We start from the raw sequence: 24,739 nt of genomic DNA on the forward strand, positions 1-24,739 counted from the left end.
TAATACTCTAAAATGCTTTTAAATAATTTCACTAAAATAGTAGCAAGTTGCGCTATTAGTATTATTACAATCTCTACTTACGCTGCACCATCTCAGGACCTTACTTCTAAGATGCAAAAAATGGGCAAAGTAAAAGAAGTTAAACCCTTTAGTGGAGGTTTAACTTCTTGGATTCTTGAGGCACCTAATGGGAAAAATGCGGTGTTTTTTACAACATCCGATGAAAAAGTCATCTTACATGGTACAGCTTGGGATTCTGCTACTAAAAAAAATATATCTGAGCCTCTTAAATTAACTGCAAAAAAAATGAATGCACCAGCACAACAACCAACAGCTTCCGTTGGGAATTTGGCCAGTGCATACAATCATCCAGTCTTTAAAGCTGTAAAAACGCTTTCAGGGTTTAAAGAGGGAAAAGCGAATGATAACAACACTGTTTACATCATTTACGATCCACGCTGTAAATATTGCCACGAAACATTCAACCTTTCTCGCTCATACGTTAAAAGCGGTGCAACTATTAAATGGATTCCAGCTTTAGTTCTAAACCAAAGTGAAAACGGAAAACAATTAGCTGCTGGAATTCTTCGTAAACCATCTGAAGATACTATTAATAAAACCTTTAATGGAACAGATGAAGAAATTAACTCAATTAAAGTGATTCCTACACCACAGGAACTTGCTGAGTTGGATAAACACTTAGGCGCTCTTCAATCTATCTTCTTCTATCACGAAGATATTGTTGCAATGCCAAAAGAAGATCGTGAACAGCGAGAAGCAATTCGTAGCGCTGGACAAAAGCCACAGCCACTAACTGCTGGTGTACCAGTTGCTATCTTTGTAAATAAAAAGACTGGAAAAGTTGAAGCTCGTAGAGGAACTTCAGAAACAGCCACTCTTGACTATATTTTCAAATAAGAGGGAATTGAGATGAACAAAACTCAATTGAAAGCTTTCCAATCGATTGTCGGTAACTTTTCACCTTATTTCTCTAAGATAAACAATGAGTCTATGTTTTTAGATTCTGACCTTTCTGGAGATACGGATAGAAATCGCCAGGTGAGCATCTTCAATATAGATGCAAAGGCCACAGATCTACTATTAACGATCAAAGGATTTGATCAGGTCGAGAATAATTTGTTTAGAGGACAAGTTTTCTTAAATTCTGACGAAAACACAGAAATTCTTATTAGTGAGCCATGCTATTACTTAAACAAAAGCAAGGTTCGTTTCAGTACAAATGAACTTCAAAGCTACATAAAGGAAGTTTGGCATCAAGCTCTAAATGAATATAAGGCTGATGTTACAGACAGCACTATACGTTCTAATGAAGAAAAATACAGCTTATCTTTAGCAGATAGATTCTCTAGTTTTAAAAAGTCTTGGCCAGCTATGGGCATTGTAGCTGCAGTAGTTGTTTTTGCTGGAGGCGGTTACTTTTTAGGTTCAGGTACTAATGCGAAAAATGCATCTTCAGAAACAAGTTCGCAACAACTAAGCACATCTGATAACCCTGAACTTGACGGTAAAGCCTTGGCTCTTAAAAACATGGGGTTAGATCCTAACTCAATGGCTTTTGATAACTCATGCTTTAAAGAAAAATAAGGTGAATTATCTATGAGAGCTAGACGAATAGAAAACCTTGAAGCATTACAGCTAAAGGCCTCAGAAATAGCACAAATAACCGTTAAAGAGTTGGAAGCACGACACTATTTAGTTTGGTGGTTGAGCTCATATGACCGAAACATGAAACGTGGCTATAACAATGAAACCATTTGTTTAAGCACCTATCAGGTGAATGAGTTTTGTTTTTCATATGCAATCACAAGCGAAGTTGAAAAGTTTTATTTACTAATACAACCCGAAAATTGGTTTTTAAATGATTTAGCTTTCGAGTCTGCTTCTATAGATGAAAAAGGCTTAGTTTTAAATTTAGCTGAAGTAAATGATCAGTTATTCAAGCTGTATATATCGCGAATGCAAATCAGATTTAATCTTGATGAAATTCATGCTGAACGTTTAACACACGCAAAGAAATATGCAAAAGAACTGGTCTTTATTCAATACAACCCACAGAAAAATCAGGTCATGAATGTAGGTGTTTCTATCAATTTAGAAAACAACACAATCAATCGAAAATCATCAAATCAAACGGCAAAAAATAAGCGTTTGAAAGGGGCATTCTAATGAAGAAATCAAACTATTTTAAGGTAATTGGTGCAGTAGCAGTTTCAACAGTTGTTTCACTTGCTTATGCTGGCTTTACTGAAATTAATAGTTCTGGAGACATTGTTTCTAAAGACAGTGCAAATGCTTTACGCACCAGTTTTTCAACACCAAATCAAAATATACCAGCGCCATTACGCACATATTCACTATGGGATAAGATCTCAGAGACAACCAAATATAATGGCACAGTAGAACCGAAGCCAACACCTGTTGCAATTGCGAGTACATCTTCTCAAGCACAAAATATTCAAAGCAAAAGCAATATTAATGTGGCTAACATAGAGAGCCAACAGGAAATCAAAAGATTACAGGCAGCACTAAAAGAGAAAGAAACTGAGAATAACAAGCTCAAATATTCAAACCTTGACATGCAAGTGCAAGTAGTTGAACTAAAAAGCGATATAATCGAACTGAAGCAACAAGTTAACTTTTTAGCAAGCCAGATGCAAATTGTTGAAAGCGATGTGCTTGTAATGAAAAACAAAAAACCAAGTTCTTTTCTAGCACGAAATTAAGCAATGGTTGTGAAGAAAATTACTCAAAAACCTACCAGTGAACAGCAACGAGCAATTGATAAAGCAACACGACTAAAAACCAGTTTTAAATTGATTGCTTTTGCTGGTACTGGTAAGACTACGACATTGATCCACTGTAGTAGTGCTTTGCAACAACTAGGTAAGCTTGGACTATATCTATCATTTAATAAAAAGATGGCAGATGAAGCTAATCAAAAATTCGCTGAATATGGATTGAATTCAGTCACATGTTCTACATTCCATTCCCTAGCTTACAGAAATATACCCGGTTGGCTGAAAAATAAGATTAACAAGCCTACGTTACTTCCTAAAGATATTGTTCAAAAGTTTAAACTTGAAAACATTCGATTTCAGTACAACGGGAAAAACCGACAACTCACCGATCTAACATTAGCGCTGATTATCCTTAATACATTACGTTATTTTTGTATGACAGTGGATCAGACTGTTACCAATGATCATGCTTACATAGCATTAAAAGAACAAACATCAATTAAGCGCAATGACGTTCTTGAAGATAAAATCACTTCAATTGCGAAAATGATCTGGAATGATGTAGTTGATCCAAACGGTGATTATGGTATTACACACGATTACTATCTCAAGTGGTGGGTACTGCAAAAACCACAACTTGATTTTGATTACGTGATGGTAGATGAAAGCCAAGATAGTGACCAATTAATACTAGATGTACTCAAACGTCAAAAAGCAAAAGTTATTTTTGTTGGAGATCCATACCAAAGCATTTATGGCTTTAGGGGTGCGAAAGATATTTTACAGAACCTAGATCTTGAAGCATTGTACTTAGAGCAGTCGTTTCGGTTTGGTAATGCAGTTGCAGATATAGCTAATCTACTTCTCAATAAACTTTTTGGTGAAACCCGACAGTTAAAAGGTTTACCAAGTAAAACGTCAAAAGTTACCACTTTCAGTACATCAAGTTATGCACCATCTTCATTGAACGCGATTATTTGTAGAACAAATGCTACGGCTTTTGAATACTTTTTTAAGTTTCATAGCTACCTTAATGGCGAAAAGAAAATACGTCTTGAGGTTGATGGAAAGCGCAGTAAAGATATTTTCAGTGGTATTTTTCAACTGAGAGCAAATAAACGGCCAACGTGTAAAGAGCTTCAAAACTTTTCTTCCTACCAAGAGCTTGTGGACCATATACAAGTGTTTGGAGAAGTGGAGGGGGCAACTACAGAATTAAAAACCTTTCTGGATCTAACAAACCAATACTCATGGCAAGTGATTGAGTGGGCGTTAGAAAATAGTATGGCTGATGATGAAACTGACCCAAAAAACACTTTGGTCATTAGCACATCACACAAGAGTAAAGGTTTAGAGTGGGATAATGTCCTAATCGCAAAAGGGTTTAACTATAAAATTCTCGATAAAAAGCTAATGATTTCTGCAGATGAAAAACGGCTGTTGTATGTGACCGTAACACGAGCCAAAAACATATTATTTACAGATGGCATTAATGATTTATTGGAACACTTAAATTCAAAAAATATGGAGATTTCAAATGCCTAATCAAGTTGAAGTTCTGCAAAATAGAGTGTTTCAGGCATGTCACAATGCTAGTTATATTCGCGGAGAGTTTCATCACGAACCGTATATCATGGAGCTAGTTAAGAAAAAGGGCTCACAGGTCGCAGATATAATCACACCACTTCTTGAAATGTTTCATCTAATTGAAAAGGAAACAAAGTCAAACTTTAGTTTCACAGAAGATTTTAATTTCAAGCAACGCCATTTTGAACCAGGTGTTTTTCTCAAAACTAAAGAGATATTAAATGGTGTAGAAACGTTCGATGGCCTAGCTATCGTTGATATTCCTTCAGGATCTTTTAGAAGCATTGTCATAGATTCAGGCGGTGGAATTGCTTCAAGTAAACATACAATTGAGCAGTTTAAGGAATTAAAGGGGAGATATTTAATTCCATTTTATTTTGATGGAATCTACGTGCACCCTCACTGTTATACATATTTTTTCATCGAAAATGATATTAAGAGGGTGATGCCCCTTGAGGCTTATGATTCAAGCAAAGTAGGAAATGAGCAAAACATGGGCTTGCATTGGGTAGAAGAAGCAATTGAATACGGTAATCTTCACTTTGGGTTTGAAGTTGAAACACCAGATACCGAAACAATTATAGAAAAAGTCTAAAACCAAACGACAAAAAAGGGCATCTTATAGATGCCCTTTTTATGTTTTGAAATTAATAAGAAAGGTCGATTGCCACTTGTGCTAAAGATGTAAAAGCAGAGGATTCACACATATAAGATTGACGAATAAAAAACGATGGATTGTATGAACTCACCATAGTTTGACTATCACAGTTTTGGCTAAATTTAATATGTTGTATATTGATTGCTTGCCAAGCTGCAGCATTCTTTTGACTTTCCGCACGAACGTCTTTGATGAAACGTGTTAATGATTGGTTGTACGGTGTATTGCACTTAAGTTCTGGTGAACCGTACTCAGAATCACGCGCTTCATTATAATTAAATACGCATTTTTGATACTCGGCTTGTACCTTGTTATAAGCTTGAATAGCTTCAGCTTTGGTCTTATAACCAGCGTTGGCAGATGACGTAATAATGGTAGCAGCACATATCAAAGCTAAACTTAAAAACTTTTTCATAATCTGATCCTTTATTACTTCATTAATGCCGGAATAAACATTGCCCAACCTAATTTGTTGGTCGCTTTACATTGCATGCTTAGTGTTTTGTACTTTGCAGTCTGGCCAGCGTATAACTGATCGCAGTTAGCAAGTAACTGAGTAAAGTTTCGATTGTGATCAGCTAGAACACGCGGAGCTTCTTCATTATTAATATATTTAGAAGCAAGGCTACCAAGCTGACTTGCGCGGTTATAAACATTTGTATAGCAATTTAGGTGTTTTGCATCAAATGGATCGTTAGAAACCGCAGCACATTTAACGTTTACTAAGCGCAGTTTTTCAAGTTCAGCACGAATAGAGTCTGAGCTAGTATTAGCACTAGCATTAAAAGATGCACATGCTAAAAGGCTAAAACCCAATAAAGACAAAAATCTGTTTTTCATAATATTTCCTTTAATTGCTCTATTAAGGGTATTCAGAATAGTAAGGGCATAAACGCATAACAATACCTTCAAATGTAACGGCTTCACCTAAAGTCACAACACCATCACGAGGGTTTCTATCAAGGTTTCTGTTCGCATTATATTCACGACTAGGACTTTTATATGGTCCACCTAAAACTAGAGCATAAAACCCAGCTATTGTTTTATTATTATAGTCGCTTTTACGTTGTCGTGCTTTTACTGCAAGGTATAAATCTAATAATTCGACTTGTTGTTGAGCACTCAGGGTAGTGATTTGCTTAGGGTTTGATTTAATTGAAGCTGGTATTCCTCTCGCTGTTAAATCTGAAGCATTAATATCTGTTATACCAATTTTAGTCCATTGACTTAAACCATATGCACCAGCGTTGTTGTCAATTTTAAGATTAAAACCGCCAGATTCAAAACCAAGAATAGCTGCAACGTCATTAGGGTTATAACCATGTTTTAAAGCAACACGCTTAATACCATCTTTAACCGCACCAAAAGCACCTGGTATACCCCAACCACATTTACGATCTGGAGTACCTTGTCCACCTTTTAAGATTTGTGCATCTGAATAAACTTGCCCGTTTCCACCTTCATCAAAAAGCTGTTGCATTTCAACTACTGCTACTTCAGGAATAACAGTTGGTTGTTCAGCTTTCGTATAAAGTTCATCTACACGGCCAGAATAGCGTTGAGTTTCTGACGCTGTATAAGCTGCCAAAAGAGCCTCTAAGCGTTCATTTTGTTTATGGATCTCTTTAGTCAAATAGTTTTGTGCATTGATAATGTTTAGCTTTTCAATCAAAAGCCCCATCATCGACATGGTTGCTAATTCATTAAACCATTTAGAGTTGCCATAACGTCCAGTACCAATGTTTTCAATTAATTCTGCTGGCGTAGAATTAAGTGCACCAATATCAAAACCCACATCATCAGCCGTACCACCAAATATAGTTCTAGGCGGTGCATATTGAGCAACATCATTTGCATAAATGGTACCGCTTGCAGCTGCTTCAGGTGAGATAGTACCGTCAGCAATCATTTGAGCGACTTGCACTTGTGCAGATCCATAAGCATCCATCGAAACATCGCCACTAAATGCAAGTGCTGGAAGCTTTTTGCCTTGTTTTACTGCAATGCCATCTACCGATGAAGAAACGGGGAGGGTGATTCCTGTTGATGATGAATATAAGGCATTCCATTGAGTCCTAATGGTGTTACCCAAGTACGGTGTGTATTTGTTTTCTAATGCTTGTCCTTGTGGCGAGACACTAATCACAACGTCCTGAGGTAAATATGGCGTAGGATCTGTTAACTTATATTCAGAACTACCCACATATGGCGCAGATCCTTTAACGCGTTGCTGAAGTGCAATGGATGGATTTTTAAAAACTTGATCTAAGTTTTTATTCAGCCAAACATCTAGCCCACGTTTTGCCTTTACACCATATTCAATGTGCAAATGCACGGCACATGAACCACAGCCTTTATTTGACATGTGTGCGATGTTTTGACCAGCTTGAATACGTTGACCAGGGTAAGCGTTAAATTTTTTTTGATACGATGGATCAGTATGGCGATACATGATTCGATCGCCAGTATCCATCTGCATAATTAGTGGGTTAGTGGTTGATTGGTTGCTTGAACCAGATGAACGTGTGTCATAAGAGACAATAGAACCTGAACCAATTGCTTTAAGTGTAAGGTCATTAGGATTCGCACGACTAATATCAATACCGTTATGACTACCAGCAGCGCCCCCTCGCAAACGAAATTCACCAAAACGACCAGCACTACGGCGCCCATCATTCGGCATGATCGAATATTTATGGAAAAGCATTTTTTGAGCGTTGTTAGGAACTTTTGCCGTATTAGCGTTTGTAGCGGTTACGTTTTCAGAAATAGGATCGGCGTTAGCGGTATAAATAAAAGCCGAGCAAGTCACTAAAATTGCGACTTTAATGCCACAGCTCAAGGGCTTTAATTGAAATGAGGGTCTAAATTTCATAAGTGAATCGCCAGGCTTAAAGGAAGTTCTTAAAATAAATTAACTTCTTATTAAATGTCCCTAATATCTAAGTGGACGGATTAAGTATATACGATTAAATACTTATTTTATACTTTAAAAAAAGTTTTTAGGTTTTGTTTTAAGATAGTATATACATATAGCGTTAATCTTATTGATAGGTTTAAGAATAAGGTTACATGGTTTTAATATTTTAATTTAATAAAAGTAGTGAGGTATCTAAATATGTTAAATCACGCACACGTTTTAAGCGCTACTTTCGACCAAGCGATTGACCGCGCTTCAATGGGATTAGACTTTTTAATCCAAAACAAAGTACACCTGAAGAATGAAAATGCCTTGTTAGCTCACATTGAAATGCTAGAAAACAAAATCAAAGGTATTACAAATCAGTATAACGAATTGGTTGCTGAAGCGAACGCACACATTGATGACGTTACAAGCAAGCACAATGAGCTGGCGAACAAGTACAACAATGTTTGCGCCCAAATGAAAGCAAAAGACATCGAGCTTAATAACAAGCAAATTGAGTTAGAAAAAGAGCGTATCAACAACTTTGACTTACTTGTGCAAAACCGTTCATATAACAATTTGAACCGTGCTTACAGTCATGCAGTTGGTCAGCTAGAGAAAGATCAACAGCAACTTGTTAATATCGGCGTTCGTAGATTTATTTTTAACTCTACAAGCAAAAACAACATTCAGAAAATTAACTTTTAATTATGAATATTTTGATAAAAAAAATGGTGCTTTTTGAGCACCATTTTTTATTGTCTAGATTTTAAGGTTTACCTTTAAACTTAGACAGAGTTGAGCTTAAACCTGAACGCACACGATTAGTCATAGAGCTACGGCCAGAAATATTAGATTTCTTGGTTGCACTAGAACTAGCACCAAAACGTGCATTAGGAGTCGAACCAGTACCATACGTATACCCAGTACTACTTGCAACATTCACACTACCGAAAGTAGAACCAGTCTTAGATGCTGATGCTTTAGCTACACCACGATTAAACGTAGAAGCTGTTTTTCCGTAAGCATTTGCACCATATAGACCACCACCAGTAGTAGGCGTATTATTTGTACCACTTACACTTGTAGCACCCATACCGAATGTAGATTGACCTTGGCTTGGGCTAGGTGATGTTGGTTTAGCACCAAGACCAGTTGTACCACCCGTACCACCACTGACACCACTTGGAGTAATACCACCTGTACCACCAGTTGCAGCGCCAAAAGAAGCGGATCTAGCTGGCATATTTACAGGGCTATATGCAGTCGTACTACCAGTACCGCCTAATGTATTACCACCTGTACCACCATTGCCACCACCACCACCTCCTTTCGGATTGTTTGGACCACCCTTACCACCATCAGGACGTCTACCAGGCGGTAAAGGACGGCGAGATGCTGGAGATGGACCAGACAACGTACTTGCAGCGCCACCAAACTTTTGTATAGCTTCTTTTGAGTTTGTTTCACCCCACTGACCGCCATTCAATCCAGAACCAATCCATTGTTGTACTTGGTCAGCAACACTAAATACCAACCCGTAAATCAGGTAGATCGCTGAAGTCATCAAGAATAGATATAAGAAGAACTTCCAGATAAACGTAATCAGCTCAGTAAAGATAACTGTAAACGTATTAGATGAATAAGCGATGCTCATTGCACCTTGGTAGCTAAAGAACATATCAGTAAGCGTAACGAGAGCTGGCCCGATAATAATTTCAGCCATCCAGAAACCAACAATGATAAATATTGGTCGCATGAACAACGTTAATACCGTGACATAACCTTGTGTTTGGCTACCGACAAAAGTACGCTCAGGGATCATGTGCATTAGCGCCCATAAAGGCAAACCACACACAGCGTATAGGATATGGATGATCCAACCCACACAAGCTAGACCAAAGAAGATCATTGGCATATATGGAATAACAACCGCCATCCACACACCAAGAATCGTCAAATACGTTACTAGCTGACCAAGGATAGGAGCAAAGATATTTTCAACGGCATATTCTAAAGCGTTGGTGCCTTCTTCAGTTACGCCCTTAAGCCCTGGTACCCATTGAACAAGTGCAGAACCAGAACGAGCAGTAAGCACGACTAATTTCATGCCGACAACAGTACCTTGAGCCACAGCTTTATAGACTAAGATTGCTTCACCAGTATCTTGAATATTACGGATAACATTCGTATTGCGGTGCAATGTAGTAGGGCTGATATTTGAGCTAGACGAATTATTATTTAATAATTCCGCATCGCCTTTTTCACCGACCAATATACCCATTACCAATGATTTAGTAATGTTTGTTGCCCAAGCAGAACCATACGCCGAAAACTTTTGATCGATGTTGGATACTTTGTTTGAGTCACCACCATCGGTAGACATTGATATTAAGTTGGTAGAGTCGGCAATATCGCCGTTTGCCACCCAATTATTGTTGGATGTAAGGCTACCAACAGCATTATCCATTGCAACATAAACGGTGTTATAAATTGCTTCACCTTTTGAGTTGCTCATGATTGCTGAATTCAGTGTAGGAGGGGTGAACGTCCACAAAGGTTCAGTAATATACTTCTCAACAATAGCGCGATATTGACCTACTTTAATACGAGCTTCAGGCGTCATCATCCAACCGCGCTGATTTAGCGTATTAACAACAGTTTGAACCGCAGTATAGCCATTTTCAGAAGTCAGAACATTATTCGTTACGGTATGACTCTTATTCACATAATCATCAACTAGCGCATTAAAGGCATCCATTCCAGCTTTACTAATAGGGAATGTGCCTTCTTGCTCAGTAGCATTAGCATTTACTTGATACGCGATATACCACTTTTCTAAATCGATAAAGAATTGACGATATAGATTGTTCTTTTCTTGTTGTAACTTAGCTTGAACATTTGCCAAAGCAACGTTGATCTTGTTTTGATCTGATTGGCGAAGTTTATAAACAGGAATGTCCATTAATTCAGCATTAACCGCAGCTGGATTAACAACGTTCATTGAAGCACCGCCACAGATCGGCTCTTTTTTGCCCCCAACTTCTAAACGGCTGTCAGCGTAAGCGAAGTTATAAGTAACAGATGTCCAGTTACTTGCAGTTTTAGCGGTTTTATCAATGTAGTTTTGCTTTTTCTCTACTGCAGTCATGCTAACACCAGGATTAGCATTCCCCCCATAAGCACCATCACTAAAATAGCGCCCGAATGCTGGTGGTAGAGTATAAAACTCTTGGTTTAAAACGTTAATACAATGCAGCTGGCGAAGCATAACAGGCGCATTTTTCCTAAATCCAAAGATGTCACGCTGATGATCGTGCGTATCTGACAAACTAGCCGAAGCCATTAAGGATTCGCCTAACGTTCTATTATTAATTGTATTGGATACATTATTTGACCATAGCACCATACCTAGCACGACTACTTGAATGAAACAGTAGCCGGACGCCGTAGGTAAAAGTAAAATAATCGAATATAATATTCGGGAAAACATCGTAGTGACTTTTGAATCTTTCCCGAAAGCTTCACCGTCCTGGGCGCTTTTCAAAAGTGCTGTTAAACCAATACCGATCGCAAAAACCAAAACCAACGACATTGCCACACTAGCTACACCGCCTAATAATATATTAGTGAGTAAACCTGATGATGGTACTGTCGAAGCTGGTCCAGACGCATTGATAAACGCATTGATGAAGTCGTGTCCAAAGATAGATGAGAGAAGAGTAACGGCTTGGTCGCCATCACAATTCGGATTTGTCGATTGACAAAATAAACTCATAGCTAACTCACCGTTTTTCTTAATGCTTCTTATACATCGCTTACTTAAGACGACTAAAAGCAAAGTGTTATAAATTACAAGTTAGACGTTTAACTAAAAGGCTTAATACCTTTTAACCAAAGAATCATTAAAACCATTTTATTACAAATAACAATGGTTTTTAAATTAGCAATAATGTACCACAAAACTATTATTGGTATATACAGAAAGTTTAAACATGACTTGCTAATTGTTTTAATGATTTAGTTTAAATACAAGAGACTATTATGGATAAAGCAAAGTTTACATCTCACTTAATTTTACTGTCGGAAATTAAGAAATCTGTATCTAAAGATATGGGGAAAGATATAACTGTTTTAGAGTTATCCTACATACTCAACCAAAGCATAAACCCTTTAATGGCAATAACTTATAAAGAAAAACTAGATAAAATAAATACTTTTGAATTAGATCCTATTGAAGTTCTCAAAAAACGCAAGAACCTAAAAATATTAAAAGTATTAAACCTCATGCTTACGTTAAATCTAGACAAAACCATTAAAAAAGACGATATAGAAAGTTACAACGAGTATAAAGACAAGTTTTTAGAGAACATCGCAACAATAGGTTTAGACAGATTAGAGCAAGAAGCGTTAAAGGTACAAATTGAAAATTTATTGAAGTATAATTGGGTATCTTAATACATATCTTAATTTTAAGATTCTGACTTTAATAAAGGGTTTAAGCCAAATGGAAAACATTCAGAACGAAGAAGATATACTTCAAGACGCGACCAGAGCCGTTTTTAATTGTGGTGCTAGTTTTAGTGAAGCTAAAGTAGTTTCCCTTACTGACGAGTTTAACCCACAACCCACACTACAAACACAACGAACCAACCTAAAATATATCTACGACAATAAACTACCGAATGAAATTGGTCGTCAATTAGCGCAAGAACCAGAATACCAAGAAGAAACACGTTCATTACTTGTTGGCCACTTTAAAGAAATGGCTCTAGAAGATTTAATTGAGCAGCAAGATTACCAAAACCGCTACAAACAAACAGATCCAGAATTGGACCAAGACAATGAATCTGAAAACAATACGGATAACGAATACACATCACGCCCACCAGAGCCTAGACCTTGGTAAGCCTAACCATTAAAAAGAAAATGCCCGAATGATGGGCATTTTTTATATCTACGTAATATCTAGCTTCAAAAGTTCAGATGGATCTATGCGCTGACGGAATGAACATGCGAGTTCTTTTACAATTTGATTTTGATATTGTTTGCGGTCGAATGTATCAAAAGCTGAAACCTCAATTTCAGGATCAGTGATTGCATTTAGAAGATCCTTGGTTGCATTGAGTGATGCGGTAGGGCAAACATAGATAAGGTTAAGCACTGAAGTACGAAGCAAAATATCTAATAAGTGATATTTGGGCGGTTCCAGTTCCTTATCTACATTAGAAAAGTAGTTCACAAGATAAATGTCATTTGATAAATGCAGATTGATATTGTCAATGAGATCTTTGGTAACACCGTCAAGAATGCCATTCACCTTCAACAAAAGTTCAGTGTTTTCGATGTCTTTAATTTTTTGCGTATCGACACGTTCATTAAATAAGTTTTTTAGATTTCTCAAAAACTTTGGTTGTGGCGCTGTAGTTTCAAAATACATCTGATTTTTGATACGGTCCTTCATGTAAGTTTGGATCATCTTAGCTTCAGAAGAAAGAAACTCAATCTTAAACGTGTCGTATGACACTAGATCAATAAATACTTGCTGGCCAGCACCCGACTTAATATCAAACCAGTTCATAAAAATACTGGCTTTGAGTGATTTCAATTGTTTAAGAATAGCCGTCTTCTCAAAATCATTCATATTGAAGTAGCTACTTGAAAAAGTATCGAGATAAAACTTCCATTTATCTTGCACTATATTCCACGCTTGATTAATAGAAATGATTGGAGCATCTATAATTTCATCTTTGATGGATTTTGACAGCTCATACAATTCATTTAAACGTGCTTGATAGTTGAAGTCTTGAGTAATCACATTCTTTTCTGGTGTTGTGGACTCAGAATCCTCAAGATCCGCACCAACCAATAAATAAGCATCGGTTACTTTTGGTGTTTCCTTATTTGACGGTGCTGGTACTGGAGCACTAGAAAGTTCAGTGGAAAAAGTTTCATCATCTTCCGCTGGCGTATACGGCGGTGTAGTCTCTTCATTAGGAGAACGTGCGTCTGTACGTTCAGCAAAAAAGTAAAACAATTCTTCTTGCGGTGCAACTTTAAACGGCGTCACATTATTATTGATGATTGCTTTTACAACATGCTTTGCCAGTTTTAGCGTGTAGGATAGGGCATGTATATAAAGCTCTAATGTTGCAAAGTCACTGGTATCAACTTCATTAGCACCAAACCAAGATAGGTTACGCAGCTCAAGCCAGCTCGTGAAAGAATCGTGAGAGCTATTAAAACTTAGATCTATGGTCTTGGACAAATAGATAAAAACGCAATACAAAAACCTATTTTTGTACTCATACGTAAATACATCAGAATCGGTCCAGATCTTATTCTCAATGAGAGCAAGAATGTAATTTAAAAGCTCATGGTGTTTAATCGAATCGATTAAGTTGTCTGGGAATACTTTTAGTTGATTAAGGTGTGGTTTTACAGGTGCATCATTGGATGGTTTAAGGAAGTGGTAGAACAAGTTAAATGTTTGCGTATCATCTATATCAATTACAAGTTCATAATCATCTTCATCTACGTTATTTAGATCCTGTTGAATATCGACTATTTGCCCGGTGTGACCTTTTGAACGGTCAATCTCGCAGATACTAAAAAGAATAGGCAAAACCCCGACAATATTACGGTTGTCAATTGTTTGATAGTGGGTATCAAAAAATATCGTATCAGCTAAAAACGTACCTTTATGATAGTTGAGAAAGAAGAATAGTACGTTAATTAAAGAACGGTGATTTTCACCAGAAGAGGTGTTAGAAGTAGCGTTAAAGTCATCGAAAAAAACTAAATTTGTATCCATCTAAAAATACTTTAAACCACACCCTTAAACTATTACTAATAAGCATATAAGTTTTAAGAGAGGGTTTAAAGTTAATTTTAAATATATTTAATGGAGTTTAAGACATCGGGCTTTGTAAGCGCTCTACATTTGATGAAAGGTCAGAAACATCTTGCTCTAAAGTCATTGCCTGGTCTATCGCACGTTTCATTAAATATTCTTGATTAATTTCTTTAGGCTCTTTACGAGTAGCATTCTTTTGTTCTTCTTCTAATTTGAAACGTTCAAAAGCGAAAATAGAACGAATAATACATAAGCTATCTTCAAGTAGGTCTGAATGCACTTTAGGAAAAATTAGATCAGGATCTAAATCAGATGCGACTTGGTTAAACAGCATAAATTGATCGCGATGTTCGATAAGAAATTCATCATATGTACCGAACTCAGATTCGATCATATCTGGAATATTTGCGAGAGTAGAGACTTTCGTATCTTGTGATAACAGAATTGAATCACCTGATGGCGCAACTAAAGCATGAATAGGTTGTTCTGCAATAGGAGCCAACAACACTACAGTAAATGGGCGTGTTTGGTTTTTCATGGTTAGTCCTAATTAATATAAAAAAAGCTTTGGCCAAAAAGTCTATTTTGAAATTTTGGTAGGTTAATGGAATCGAATAGAAGGTCCGTTTCATTAGTACACTTCTGATTAATTAGATAAATGAGATTTTGAAGAAGTGCAATCAATTTAAATGGACTGTTGTATTCATTGAATATGGGTGCAGCAATGCAAAGAGTCTTTTTTCTATCGGTTGATAATGCCCATGGGTTCACCAGGTTAAAGCTCACCTTGGCATTATTATGTTCAATTGGTCGTGCATAAATATCAAGAACATCGGATAAAGTAGATACCTTTAATTCTTTTGAAATGTCAGTAAGAATCTCACTGACTTGAAGCGCTGTTTTATCATGAATATCGCTTATAGTGATGCAAACACCACTATTACTATTCATTAAATTTGCATAAAGAACTTCAATAACCATGGACTCGTCTTTGGATAAATCCTTTAAATTGGCATTGACTAAATCTATGATCCGATCTGATTTTTGTTCAAGTTTAATTTGAAGCAAAAGCGGTTCATTCTTTTTTGAAACAGGGAGTACTTTATAATCGTTAAGATTGTAATTTAACCGCTTCATTTCAGTAATCAGCGTTTCTTTGGCATTATCAAAAAGCTTCTGATCTCTCTTGGTTAAACCAATAACAAAATTTGTGGACATGAGTATATTCATGATCCACAAAGCAGTAGATAAGGATAAAACACTATCCTTAACAACTTCTGAATCTGAATCAGAAAACCCAGATATTTGCTTGATTTTGTCGGTTATCGAAATCATGTGAACCCTTGTTTAATTCGGCATTTTCATCTGAAACTTTGTCAAAAAGATTAGTTTGATTAAGTACGTCTTGGATATTTTTTTGTGGATCATCACTGAGTAAACAGTGGAATAGGGCGCTAATTAAAGTAGCAAGTGATGTGCCATAGTCATTGGTACACTTGATTAATTGGCCAGCATCTAAGCAAATTGGTGTTTCATCATCATAAAGCAAGTGTAATTCTGGTGATTCAGCATAAACCAACTTTACATGAGTATCCGTGATGATTAACTCAACTTCTAAGTACTCATTATTTTCAACAAAATATTTAAAGCGCAACAACAATGCATCATCGCCACGTTCTATATATACAATTTGTCGATCGGTGGTATTGGTATGGGTGACGAATCTATTCTCTTTTGTGATCTGATCAATGTAGTTCAAAAAGATGGTTTTGAGTGACGCACTTAAAATACCTTTGGCAGCGAGTTCACTTTTCAAGTAAGGCAGAAAGTTTTCAAGATTTTCATGCAATGGTTTTTGCATTCGATCATCTCCAATGGGATTAATAAAAGGGCATACACATCAAATGTACAGCGACTCAATTATGACTATTTCATTACAACAGCTACCTAAAAGACTGCAGACTGTTTGACTTATAAAACTGATACTTTCGCCACACTTTTAATTTAAAAATATCTAACTTGTTTCTAAATCAATATGGCTTTATTTGATTATAAAGCCACATTGAAAGTTTAAATATTTAAAAATTATTTTTAGTATATACCTAAATCTAAGATTTAAAATGGATCTACCTTTTAACTGGCAAACTTTGTTGCTTTGGTTAAAAGGGTTAAGTCTTCATGGAATTGATTTTTTAAAAACCCATAGTTAAAAACGTAACTAATAAAGGTGAAAAACTCTAATTGGTTCGGTATTTTGTCTTCAAGAATACTGACCTCTAATTGCAATGTTCCTGTTGCACGTTTCTTAGAATGAAACTTAAGACCATCAAATGTTTGACCGTAATAAGTAGATATTTCCAAGAAAACTAAACGGAAAAAATAAGGGAAGATTTGAGAAACAACACGCTCAGGATCATCAATTTGAGTTAAACGTCTACCGTTGTGATATTTAAACTTAATACCATCAGCCATACTTTTTTCTACCAACAGGCGAATATAGGCATGACTACGAGTAATCATGCTTTTAAGTGGCGTTTTTGCTTCATGAATATTTTCGTATTGCATTTAGTTATCTCACATCTCAAGTCTTAATTGGTCAGCTTCATTTTCTTTTTCAATCGAAACTTCAGCAATAATTTTTTGGGTATTTTCGTTTTGCAGATCTTGATCAAATATTTCATTCACACAAGTTTCGACTAATTGTTCAGTCAAGTTTCTGCAGATCTCAAACTCTAAACCTTTAGGTTGTACGGTAGGGTAGCCGTCAATTAAAAATGAGTTTTTCATTTCATTTTCATTTGAAACTTTAGAGTACAAATAAGTCTCAAAATAACGGGCAAACATTTCGGTACTGGTCGCGTAATACGGCGTTGCACGATTTTCAGCACTGTCGATATTTAAACAATCCTTTTTATAACGCGATAGATTGTCACTAAAACGAATATCACCTACGTTTATTTCAACGTCTTGTGACTTATCAAAGAAGTTTTGCATTTGAGTATGAGGATTTTTAACACCCTCAGGCATGTACTTCTCTACCAGGTTATAGAACTTGTATTTAGATGACTCTATCAAGTATTCAGATAGGTTTTGCGATAGTGTTTTTAAATCCACATTCGCTGCAGTCGCAACACCTGTAATTTTTTCTTCCAAACCGGTTGTAGGTAAATGATGTTCTGGCTGGCGCATATCATTAAGTTTTTGCTGATAGCGCTCAAACGACTTAAAGCTTATAGCATTAATGTCAGTGTTAATTTTAGAGACAATGACATCCACCTTGTCTTGAACCGTACTGAAGAAAGATAGGTTTGTATCAACTTTATATTCACGCTCATACTTCTTCAAGTACTCTTCAATTTTCTCAAACTGACGGCGAATGAGATCTTCATAGTGCTTTTGGTGCCAGTCAAAGAAGCTGTTTAAAGTTTTGCGCGTAGAATTAGGATAATTCTCTTTATTCTTAATAACTTCATCATGCATTGAATCAGCAACAGTGTGGTACGCCTTGATTGCAGTCTCAGCATTCTCATGAAGTACTTGACCGTAATTTTTCATTGCCTGAACTGGCTCATTCATCATCGCACGATGTAACTTTTCAAAAGCACGACCGGACTCAGTAACAGGGGAGTATCCAGCATCCAACATATTTGATAAGAAGTGTCGTGCACCTGGTATCTCAAAATTAGGAATGTCTTCATAATAGTCCTGAAGTACAGAACGATTCATTTGAGCGTGATTTTTATATACTTCCGCTTTTTCCAACATCCCTAAGTGTGCATCTAGCGCATGGCCATACTCATGAGCCAAACTTCCAGATCCGCTATCACGAGTTAAGTTAACCACGTTCTTAGACAGCTCAAAATGCGCTGCAGATCCTTTAATTCCGCGTGAAGCCAAAGCAACACCCAAGTTCAATAAACCATTGTTTGATTTAAAGCCCATGAGTTGTTTTAAGTCAGCCAATGAGTCATACACGGCATTAACCAACTGTTGAGCCACAGGACTAACTTTATTGCCTACTTCAACACCATGGATAGAAAAGTCATCTTTAAGCTTGAATGAATCCACATCGGCACCTTGGCGGTGATCAGGACCAGTACGAGAGTAATTTAACAATCCGTAAATGCTTGATTGGACTTTTTCAGTCACAAAACCATTTTTAAGTTTTTTCACTTCACTGGTAAATGACGGCAAACGTGGTGCTTTAGGTGTATTCACAGCTTCAGTCGTTGCTTCTATAACTGGTGCAACAGGATCTTTAACATAAATAGGTGCAGATTCAGCTTTAACTAAACCACTTTCAATCGCACTTTTCAGAACGTATGGTTCAAGCACAGTTGAATATAAGCCAGTACGTTGCATGTTGCTGATCGCATCGCTCACATCTTTAGTGACTTTCGACTTACCGTAAAAATCAAAGATCTTACCTGTTGATAGAATCTCACTGAGTTCTTTATCAATCGTTTTTTCGATGATTTTCTCAAGCTGAACACTGATACCGCCTGTATGTTCTGGCATAATGTAGTACTCATTCAAATTGCTAAGCAATTGGAAGTAGTTTTTGTAGTTGTTCTTGGTACCTTTACTATAAAGCCCGATATAGTCTTTACGTTGGCGATCAGTCATACCAAGACTTTCAGCAGATAAGCTTTTATTGTTTCTTACCGCATGAATCAACTCTTCTTGAGTATCTACCATCAAATTTCTGATGTTAGAAACAACAGCCACATACGCACGTAATTCTGTCGCACGTTGGCTATCAAGCATCAACGCATTTTTAGAGAATAACGGTTTAGTTGGGCAGTAGTCATACATTGCCTTTACGAATATTTTGTCATCAATACCGAGTGGCGTATTGGTGTACCAAGCTTGGAATTCTTTATTTGCAACGATTTTTGCTTTTCGATAGTCCGTAGCTGTTTGATCGGCTGATGTCGCTGAAATATATTCCAATGAAATATATTCACCGTAGCGATCTTTATGTGCACCGCCAAACTTGGCACCTACATCACCTAAGTACGTAGCCGGGGAGTCACTTGGCTCTACCTTTACATCAACAGGCACATATTTGTCTTTTGGTACCAATTGATCGATAAACGTGAAGTCAGTAAACACACGGTTTTGAAGTTGTAAGACATCTTCAACTGAGCGCATACTTTTAACAGGAAAAACGCACAGAGACTTGTAATCACCGTGAATATCGGCTTTATCACGAAAAAGTTTAACCGATGCATATTCATTGTCGGTCGATGGCTTGATGGCCAAAAACAATTTGTGATTTTCAGTTTTGATATACGGCTTTATGTGTGCGGTTTGATCGTATAGAGCACCAAGCGTATTCGTAATCAAAGTTTGGAAATGCAAACTTGCTAACCGCTTATTCTCAAAGTCAGTTTTGTGTTTAATCTGAATTTCAGGCAAGTCAGATAGTGCTAATTGCTCTAAAGTGGTACCGAAATTAACCTTAGATTCGATAGCATTTAAGATTTCGTGACTATACTGGTCTACATCATCAAAACCAGTAATCAATTGATACTGAAAGTCATGAGACGGTATACGAAGAAGCACGGCAGTCAATTGAGGCTCATAGTCCGTATCAACTATAAACAATTGCGGTGTTTCATCTTGTTGAGATGATTTGTTTAGCAACTTGTATTGGTGAACTTTAGGGTTGGAACCTACAAAATGCTCAGCATAAGCCTGTTTAACCGTATCTTGTAATGCTTTGACATGCTCAAGCATGACGGTATTGACTTCATTTAACGCGGTTAAGGATTTATATTTTTCTGCAAACGCCTCATTCACGGCGATCTGCTCTAACATAAATCTAGGCTGAATATCCTCAAGTTCTGGATTGCCTACACGCTTTAATACAACACTAAATTTAAGGTTATTAATGAATGGATCAGGTTCACCATTGATACCATTGCTAAAAAGTTCTTTAAGATCGCTTTTCTGCAGTTTAGAGCTCACCAAATCAAACGGATGAACTTCTTCAAATGCCTGAACATCAAAAACTTTGGTTAAGTTTTTAGGCATGATTGCTGTCTGGCCATCTACATGAGCGATAACATAGGTGTACGCTGGAGAGATGTTGCTCAGAAGCTCAGTGACTTCATTCGGTTTTTTCTCGTAGCTAAGATCCTCAAACTTTTCGTATGTTGCAGAATTAAGATTGCTGATGAAATCTAATTTAGAGTTGAAATTAGATGGATGATCAGAAATGTACTGGAATATCTTGTTTGGTAAAGACGTAAACACTTTATTGATTAAAGTTTGCTGACTGTCTTTAGCTTTGAAGAAGTTGAGATCTGACTCGTAATATTTTTCAAAAGTGAACTTAGCTGGAGGCATAAACGTCATGCTGTTGCGTGAAGTCGATAACTTAAACAAAGCATTCGCAGACGTTTTAACCGCATCTCTATCATTAAAGCCAGTAGCCTTATGCATATTGGCATCTAGGGAAACTGAATGCCCAATAAACGGCGCATTTTTGTCTTTATGATTGTAGAGGCGTATATACTGAAGATCATTCTTTTGAAACACGGTGATAAACAAATCATGATCAGGGATCTTGATTGCGCCGTGGTGATCTTCATAGTGCTTTACAGCATTTTCTAGCTGAGTGTTAAAGTATTCAGATTCACTATTGAACTGTACGTTCTCTTCTTCAGCTGATAGCGAAAAATATTTAACGTTATTCTGAAAAGCTACATTAGGTTTGAGAAGTTCCTTAATCACCTCAAATTCTTTTTGTACTTCAACATCAAATTTGCCAAAAACTGTACGCTGATTAATATCAATCAGGTTCAGATAGTTGAATAGCTGAATGTTGTTGTAGTTGTGGTTCGGTAGGGCAGTTTTGTTTAACTGGAGCTTACCATCTTCTAACTGCATGCTTTGGACTTGCTTCAAGTCATCTGCAGTCAGCTCTACACCAAAGACTTTCTTAGTTTCTTGTTTGAGCTCTTTATCTTCACCAGCAATCACTAAGGCAGCTATTTTTTTTGCCTTGTCATAATCGCCGTCTTCTAGATATAGGGTTTTCTCAACAAAATACTTGGCAATGTTCGCATACGCTTGATTTGTTGCTTTGTAGCCATCGGTAGACAATGAAAAATGTTTGTTTTCATCAAATTCATTTGATTTAACGGTTTTAACTTTTAAATCGTCAATGTCACCCGTTGGTTTAATCTGAACATAGATTTCATCTGCAGCGAGATCCATGTTCGAGACAAATAAGGTCGAATTTTTAGAATAAAACTGACGTTCGATACTCGACAACAGATCCTTTGCATCTTTGCGGTCTTCTTCCATGTCAGACTGCATATCTTCAGCAATCGACTTGATGTTTTCGCCACGGTCATCCTTTGTGATAAATGACCAGTCTTGTTGCGGATATTTGGCTGTTAATGCCTTTTGGAAGCTTTGAACCTCAACAAAGCGATTGAACTGACGGTCCAGACTAAACCCATCTGTATGTGATGAAGTTTTAGCAAAAATATCCTCAGGAACAGAATCAGATTTAGTCTTACGATTGAAGTTTTCACTTGCATTTGGCACCAATAAATTACGGAATAAAATCTCATTTACACCGTTCTTTAAGAATGACGCACTTTTAGTTTGTGATAGAGATTGTTTTAAAAATGCTTCATCAAAGTTTGATTCATCAAGAAGCCGAGTAAACTCTTCAAAATACGCTGAAGCTAATTTATCGTTATTAGCAAGATCAGCCGTGCACAGATCGCTTAACTCTAAACGCTGTGCATCTTGCTCTAGCTCTAACGGCGCAGAAAAATCACCAGCAACAAAATCATTGATATTTTGCTCAACATAATTGTTCGTGCGTGACATCAACATATCAACTGCAGTTTCATTATTCACAAATTCCTGAAGCTCAGGCGTTTTAATTGAAACCAATTGATTGTCGAATTGCTTAGACAGTAATTTGAACAGATCCGCTTTGTGTTGATTGCTTTCTACTTCAGATTCAAAACCTACAAATTTGCCGTTTTCATCTTTAGCGTAGTAGAAGCTGTTTTTATTAAACAAAAAGGTATTTGTTGCAGACGTAATGCCAGATACCAAAGTTTCACTTTGCCATAAGACTTTTTTAACTTCATTGTACTGTTTTGAGATCTCAACATTGTGTGTGTCGATTTCGTCAGAGATCGCTTGAATATCATCTACGCTAAAGCTTTTTGTTTGTGTAGCTGAGCGCACGACATCTTGAATTTCAGCATATTTCTGATTTAGATAATCACTATATTGCTTCTCAATTTGTTGAGCTTGTTCAGTAGCCTTAGGAATGACATAGACATCCAAGATCTGTCTAATTTCAAGCATAGACGGCGCGAAATCACGCACCTTGTCATTGCCTCTTGCATCCAATAATTCTTCAGGAAACTTTAAGAGCTCTTTAAGTACGGCAACATCATCAATTTCTGGAGTAGGGAGGTCATTTGCAATGTTGAGTAGATCAGACTCAGTAATAGATGCCTTCTCAGTTGCCTCAAAATTAACATCAAGATCATTCAAGATCTCGTTAACATTTGATTCATTGAGTTGTTCTTCTAGTTTACGCTGTTTGATTTCAGCAGATTGGTGATCATAGAGCGCATTAAACTTAGGAACGATGTTTACAGAGAATTCAGAGAACTCTTGGCTCAGATCGGCAAAGAAAACTTTACCTGTTGGCATCTGGCGTACCATTTGTTGTAAGACATCATGGCGAAGCATGGCAGCGTCATACACCATCTTATCTACAAGGCGTGTTTCAATACCTTGTTTAGACGCCATCCATGTGCCGTGTTCATCTTTATAAAAAGCTGGAATACCTTGTTTAGCTGATTCTAATAGCTTTGGATACGGCAATTGCTGTTGATTAAACACACGGTCTATCACAACAAGATCAGAAGCTAATTTTTGTACATAAGCATCAACATCTTTAAAGCTCATGTTAAACATTCTGTTGCCACGGCCATGCTCAATCAGCTGATTAAAAGTGGACTCGTATTCATGAGCAAAATGCACCAGGTTAATATTGTCATTTAACCCCAATGCTTCATACGGATCATGAGCAAAGATTTCAGGAATATGGCGCAAGTCATCAATAATCAGTAACGAACCATCTTTTTCGTAATTGACGGGTACTGCAAATGGAGACAACTTAATTTTGGCTAGATTATCTAGACTTTCGCCACTGGCCATCGCCGATTCTTCATCTAGATAGACTTTAGAGAAGATATTTTCATAGCCATAATCTTGAAGACGATTAAAAGGAATTTTTGAAGACTGAAATTGAGCCAAGTAGGATTTGTTCGATTCCTGAAGACTGGTTTTCAGCGTATCAAGGATATTAGATCCATTGTTTAGCTTACTGACATACACTTCAGGGAAAGCGGAAAGGCGTTCGGTCGCTGATGCGAAGTAACTTTTCCAGTTCGGAATGTTCTTCTTAAACGGTAGATTGGTGAGATAAATATCTTCTTGCTTAGTCGGTACTTTCATATCGTTGGTAAACGCTGGAAAGACCTTCTGAAGATCGTTTAGATCGATACCAGACTTTGCCGGGTTCTTATAGTAGTACGCATGAATACCATCATCATTTTGCACTTCATAAAAATGGGCATCCATTAACACTTGTTCAAATTGCTTAGAACTGTTTTGTTCAATAGATTTTTTGAATTGCTCAAATTCATTAACAACAAGCATCGCCGTTTTTGGGCGAAAATTGTTGGCTGGCGATACTACAAGACGCGCACCAAGACCAGTTAAATTAGGCCATTTAACTTCATTCACTTTATAGTCTCCTACTTGGTCACATAGCATGATCCAAGACTTTAAAACGACTCTTACGAGTACTTATATGTGCTTATATTAAACTAAAAAATTAACTTTGAGGGAGGGTTTAGGCGTTATTCTTTAAAATAGTATATACCGAGTAAATAGCACTGTTTAAATACCTATCATTT

At 36.9% G+C, this 24,739-nt stretch carries 19 protein-coding genes; 9 read left to right on the top strand and 10 right to left on the bottom strand.

Going from position 1 to position 24,739, the window contains the following annotated elements:
* The first annotated feature begins 12 nt into the window (after positions 1 to 12).
* The 6 genes from ACFN7Z_RS17845 (at position 13) to ACFN7Z_RS17870 (ending at position 4,941) form a co-directional block, all read left to right on the top strand.
* Positions 13 to 918 (top strand): hypothetical protein, encoded by a 906-nt coding sequence (locus ACFN7Z_RS17845; RefSeq protein WP_005005870.1) that lies wholly within the window; start codon positions 13 to 15, stop codon positions 916 to 918.
* A 12-nt stretch (positions 919 to 930) separates the two neighbouring features.
* Positions 931 to 1,605, top strand: coding sequence for a hypothetical protein (locus ACFN7Z_RS17850; RefSeq protein ID WP_032055049.1), 675 nt, complete (start codon positions 931 to 933; stop codon positions 1,603 to 1,605).
* Positions 1,606 to 1,746: 141 nt separating this feature from the next.
* A complete protein-coding gene (locus tag ACFN7Z_RS17855; protein WP_227518668.1) occupies positions 1,747 to 2,187 on the top strand; it encodes a hypothetical protein in 441 nt (146 codons plus the stop codon).
* Positions 2,187 to 2,744, top strand: a complete 558-nt coding sequence (locus ACFN7Z_RS17860; protein ID WP_058952563.1) for a hypothetical protein — start codon at positions 2,187 to 2,189, stop codon at positions 2,742 to 2,744. The genes ACFN7Z_RS17855 and ACFN7Z_RS17860 overlap by 1 nt, the downstream gene beginning before the upstream one ends.
* A 3-nt stretch (positions 2,745 to 2,747) precedes the next feature.
* Positions 2,748 to 4,304: a UvrD-helicase domain-containing protein gene (locus tag ACFN7Z_RS17865; protein ID WP_032055052.1), complete on the top strand. Its 1,557-nt coding sequence runs from the start codon at positions 2,748 to 2,750 to the stop codon at positions 4,302 to 4,304.
* Positions 4,297 to 4,941, top strand: a complete 645-nt coding sequence (locus tag ACFN7Z_RS17870; RefSeq protein WP_032055053.1) for a hypothetical protein — start codon at positions 4,297 to 4,299, stop codon at positions 4,939 to 4,941. The genes ACFN7Z_RS17865 and ACFN7Z_RS17870 overlap by 8 nt, the downstream gene beginning before the upstream one ends.
* 52 nt (positions 4,942 to 4,993) lie before the next feature.
* On the opposite strand, the gene ACFN7Z_RS17875 is transcribed toward ACFN7Z_RS17870, so the two are convergent.
* The 3 genes from ACFN7Z_RS17875 to ACFN7Z_RS17885 are packed head-to-tail and all read right to left on the bottom strand — an operon-like array spanning position 4,994 to position 7,879.
* Complete coding sequence (locus ACFN7Z_RS17875) at positions 4,994 to 5,419, bottom strand: hypothetical protein (RefSeq protein ID WP_005005821.1); 426 nt, start codon at positions 5,417 to 5,419, stop codon at positions 4,994 to 4,996.
* A gap of 14 nt (positions 5,420 to 5,433) precedes the next feature.
* Complete coding sequence (locus ACFN7Z_RS17880; RefSeq protein ID WP_005005820.1) at positions 5,434 to 5,844, bottom strand: hypothetical protein; 411 nt, start codon at positions 5,842 to 5,844, stop codon at positions 5,434 to 5,436.
* A gap of 22 nt (positions 5,845 to 5,866) precedes the next feature.
* The gene (locus tag ACFN7Z_RS17885; protein WP_395442703.1) at positions 5,867 to 7,879 is read right to left on the bottom strand and encodes a peptidoglycan DD-metalloendopeptidase family protein; all 2,013 of its coding nucleotides are present in this window, start codon (positions 7,877 to 7,879) and stop codon (positions 5,867 to 5,869) included.
* Between the two features lie 243 nt (positions 7,880 to 8,122).
* Here ACFN7Z_RS17885 and ACFN7Z_RS17890 point away from each other — a divergent pair, with 243 nt between their 5' ends.
* Positions 8,123 to 8,617 carry a hypothetical protein gene (locus tag ACFN7Z_RS17890; RefSeq protein WP_032055055.1) on the top strand — a complete coding sequence of 165 codons (495 nt, stop codon included), beginning with the start codon at positions 8,123 to 8,125 and terminating at the stop codon, positions 8,615 to 8,617.
* Positions 8,618 to 8,678: 61 nt separating this feature from the next.
* Here ACFN7Z_RS17890 and ACFN7Z_RS17895 read toward each other — a convergent pair whose 3' ends face one another.
* Positions 8,679 to 11,687: a DotA/TraY family protein gene (locus ACFN7Z_RS17895; protein WP_043041459.1), complete on the bottom strand. Its 3,009-nt coding sequence runs from the start codon at positions 11,685 to 11,687 to the stop codon at positions 8,679 to 8,681.
* 266 nt (positions 11,688 to 11,953) lie between these two features.
* On the opposite strand from ACFN7Z_RS17895, the gene ACFN7Z_RS17900 reads away from it, so the two are divergent.
* Positions 11,954 to 12,367, top strand: coding sequence for a hypothetical protein (locus ACFN7Z_RS17900; protein WP_005028668.1), 414 nt, complete (start codon positions 11,954 to 11,956; stop codon positions 12,365 to 12,367).
* A gap of 49 nt (positions 12,368 to 12,416) precedes the next feature.
* Positions 12,417 to 12,818, top strand: a complete 402-nt coding sequence (locus ACFN7Z_RS17905; RefSeq protein WP_005005811.1) for a hypothetical protein — start codon at positions 12,417 to 12,419, stop codon at positions 12,816 to 12,818.
* A gap of 48 nt (positions 12,819 to 12,866) precedes the next feature.
* On the opposite strand, the gene ACFN7Z_RS17910 is transcribed toward ACFN7Z_RS17905, so the two are convergent.
* The 6 genes from ACFN7Z_RS17910 to ACFN7Z_RS17935 form a co-directional block, all read right to left on the bottom strand.
* On the bottom strand, positions 12,867 to 14,723 hold the full coding sequence (locus ACFN7Z_RS17910; protein ID WP_032055060.1) for a hypothetical protein: 1,857 nt from the start codon (positions 14,721 to 14,723) through the stop codon (positions 12,867 to 12,869).
* Positions 14,724 to 14,820: 97 nt separating this feature from the next.
* Complete coding sequence (locus tag ACFN7Z_RS17915; protein WP_005005809.1) at positions 14,821 to 15,303, bottom strand: hypothetical protein; 483 nt, start codon at positions 15,301 to 15,303, stop codon at positions 14,821 to 14,823.
* A gap of 8 nt (positions 15,304 to 15,311) precedes the next feature.
* Positions 15,312 to 16,100, bottom strand: a complete 789-nt coding sequence (locus tag ACFN7Z_RS17920; RefSeq protein WP_043041460.1) for a hypothetical protein — start codon at positions 16,098 to 16,100, stop codon at positions 15,312 to 15,314.
* Complete coding sequence (locus ACFN7Z_RS17925; protein WP_005005807.1) at positions 16,054 to 16,626, bottom strand: hypothetical protein; 573 nt, start codon at positions 16,624 to 16,626, stop codon at positions 16,054 to 16,056. The genes ACFN7Z_RS17920 and ACFN7Z_RS17925 overlap by 47 nt, the downstream gene beginning before the upstream one ends.
* Positions 16,627 to 16,898: 272 nt before the next feature.
* A complete protein-coding gene (locus ACFN7Z_RS17930) occupies positions 16,899 to 17,330 on the bottom strand; it encodes a hypothetical protein (protein ID WP_005005806.1) in 432 nt (143 codons plus the stop codon).
* 9 nt (positions 17,331 to 17,339) lie between these two features.
* Positions 17,340 to 24,566: an LPD1 domain-containing protein gene (locus ACFN7Z_RS17935; protein ID WP_395442704.1), complete on the bottom strand. Its 7,227-nt coding sequence runs from the start codon at positions 24,564 to 24,566 to the stop codon at positions 17,340 to 17,342.
* Positions 24,567 to 24,739 lie beyond the last annotated feature (173 nt).

Source organism: Acinetobacter sp. P1332, assembly GCF_044057475.1.
Classification (GTDB): Bacteria; Pseudomonadota; Gammaproteobacteria; order Pseudomonadales; family Moraxellaceae; genus Acinetobacter; species Acinetobacter johnsonii.

What these genes read in the sequence shown, in the direction of transcription:
- ACFN7Z_RS17920 (WP_043041460.1), bottom strand. Translation starts at nt 16,100, where the DNA reads ATGATTTCGATAACCGACAAAATCAAGCAAATATCTGGGTTTTCTGAT.
- ACFN7Z_RS17925 (WP_005005807.1), bottom strand. Translation starts at nt 16,626, where the DNA reads ATGCAAAAACCATTGCATGAAAATCTTGAAAACTTTCTGCCTTACTTG.
- ACFN7Z_RS17905 (WP_005005811.1), top strand. Translation starts at nt 12,417, where the DNA reads ATGGAAAACATTCAGAACGAAGAAGATATACTTCAAGACGCGACCAGA.
- ACFN7Z_RS17910 (WP_032055060.1), bottom strand. Translation starts at nt 14,723, where the DNA reads ATGGATACAAATTTAGTTTTTTTCGATGACTTTAACGCTACTTCTAAC.
- ACFN7Z_RS17850 (WP_032055049.1), top strand. Translation starts at nt 931, where the DNA reads ATGAACAAAACTCAATTGAAAGCTTTCCAATCGATTGTCGGTAACTTT.
- ACFN7Z_RS17930 (WP_005005806.1), bottom strand. Translation starts at nt 17,330, where the DNA reads ATGCAATACGAAAATATTCATGAAGCAAAAACGCCACTTAAAAGCATG.
- ACFN7Z_RS17875 (WP_005005821.1), bottom strand. Translation starts at nt 5,419, where the DNA reads ATGAAAAAGTTTTTAAGTTTAGCTTTGATATGTGCTGCTACCATTATT.
- ACFN7Z_RS17860 (WP_058952563.1), top strand. Translation starts at nt 2,187, where the DNA reads ATGAAGAAATCAAACTATTTTAAGGTAATTGGTGCAGTAGCAGTTTCA.
- ACFN7Z_RS17865 (WP_032055052.1), top strand. Translation starts at nt 2,748, where the DNA reads ATGGTTGTGAAGAAAATTACTCAAAAACCTACCAGTGAACAGCAACGA.
- ACFN7Z_RS17880 (WP_005005820.1), bottom strand. Translation starts at nt 5,844, where the DNA reads ATGAAAAACAGATTTTTGTCTTTATTGGGTTTTAGCCTTTTAGCATGT.
- ACFN7Z_RS17900 (WP_005028668.1), top strand. Translation starts at nt 11,954, where the DNA reads ATGGATAAAGCAAAGTTTACATCTCACTTAATTTTACTGTCGGAAATT.
- ACFN7Z_RS17915 (WP_005005809.1), bottom strand. Translation starts at nt 15,303, where the DNA reads ATGAAAAACCAAACACGCCCATTTACTGTAGTGTTGTTGGCTCCTATT.
- ACFN7Z_RS17870 (WP_032055053.1), top strand. Translation starts at nt 4,297, where the DNA reads ATGCCTAATCAAGTTGAAGTTCTGCAAAATAGAGTGTTTCAGGCATGT.
- ACFN7Z_RS17885 (WP_395442703.1), bottom strand. Translation starts at nt 7,879, where the DNA reads ATGAAATTTAGACCCTCATTTCAATTAAAGCCCTTGAGCTGTGGCATT.
- ACFN7Z_RS17890 (WP_032055055.1), top strand. Translation starts at nt 8,123, where the DNA reads ATGTTAAATCACGCACACGTTTTAAGCGCTACTTTCGACCAAGCGATT.
- ACFN7Z_RS17855 (WP_227518668.1), top strand. Translation starts at nt 1,747, where the DNA reads ATGAAACGTGGCTATAACAATGAAACCATTTGTTTAAGCACCTATCAG.
- ACFN7Z_RS17895 (WP_043041459.1), bottom strand. Translation starts at nt 11,687, where the DNA reads ATGAGTTTATTTTGTCAATCGACAAATCCGAATTGTGATGGCGACCAA.
- ACFN7Z_RS17845 (WP_005005870.1), top strand. Translation starts at nt 13, where the DNA reads ATGCTTTTAAATAATTTCACTAAAATAGTAGCAAGTTGCGCTATTAGT.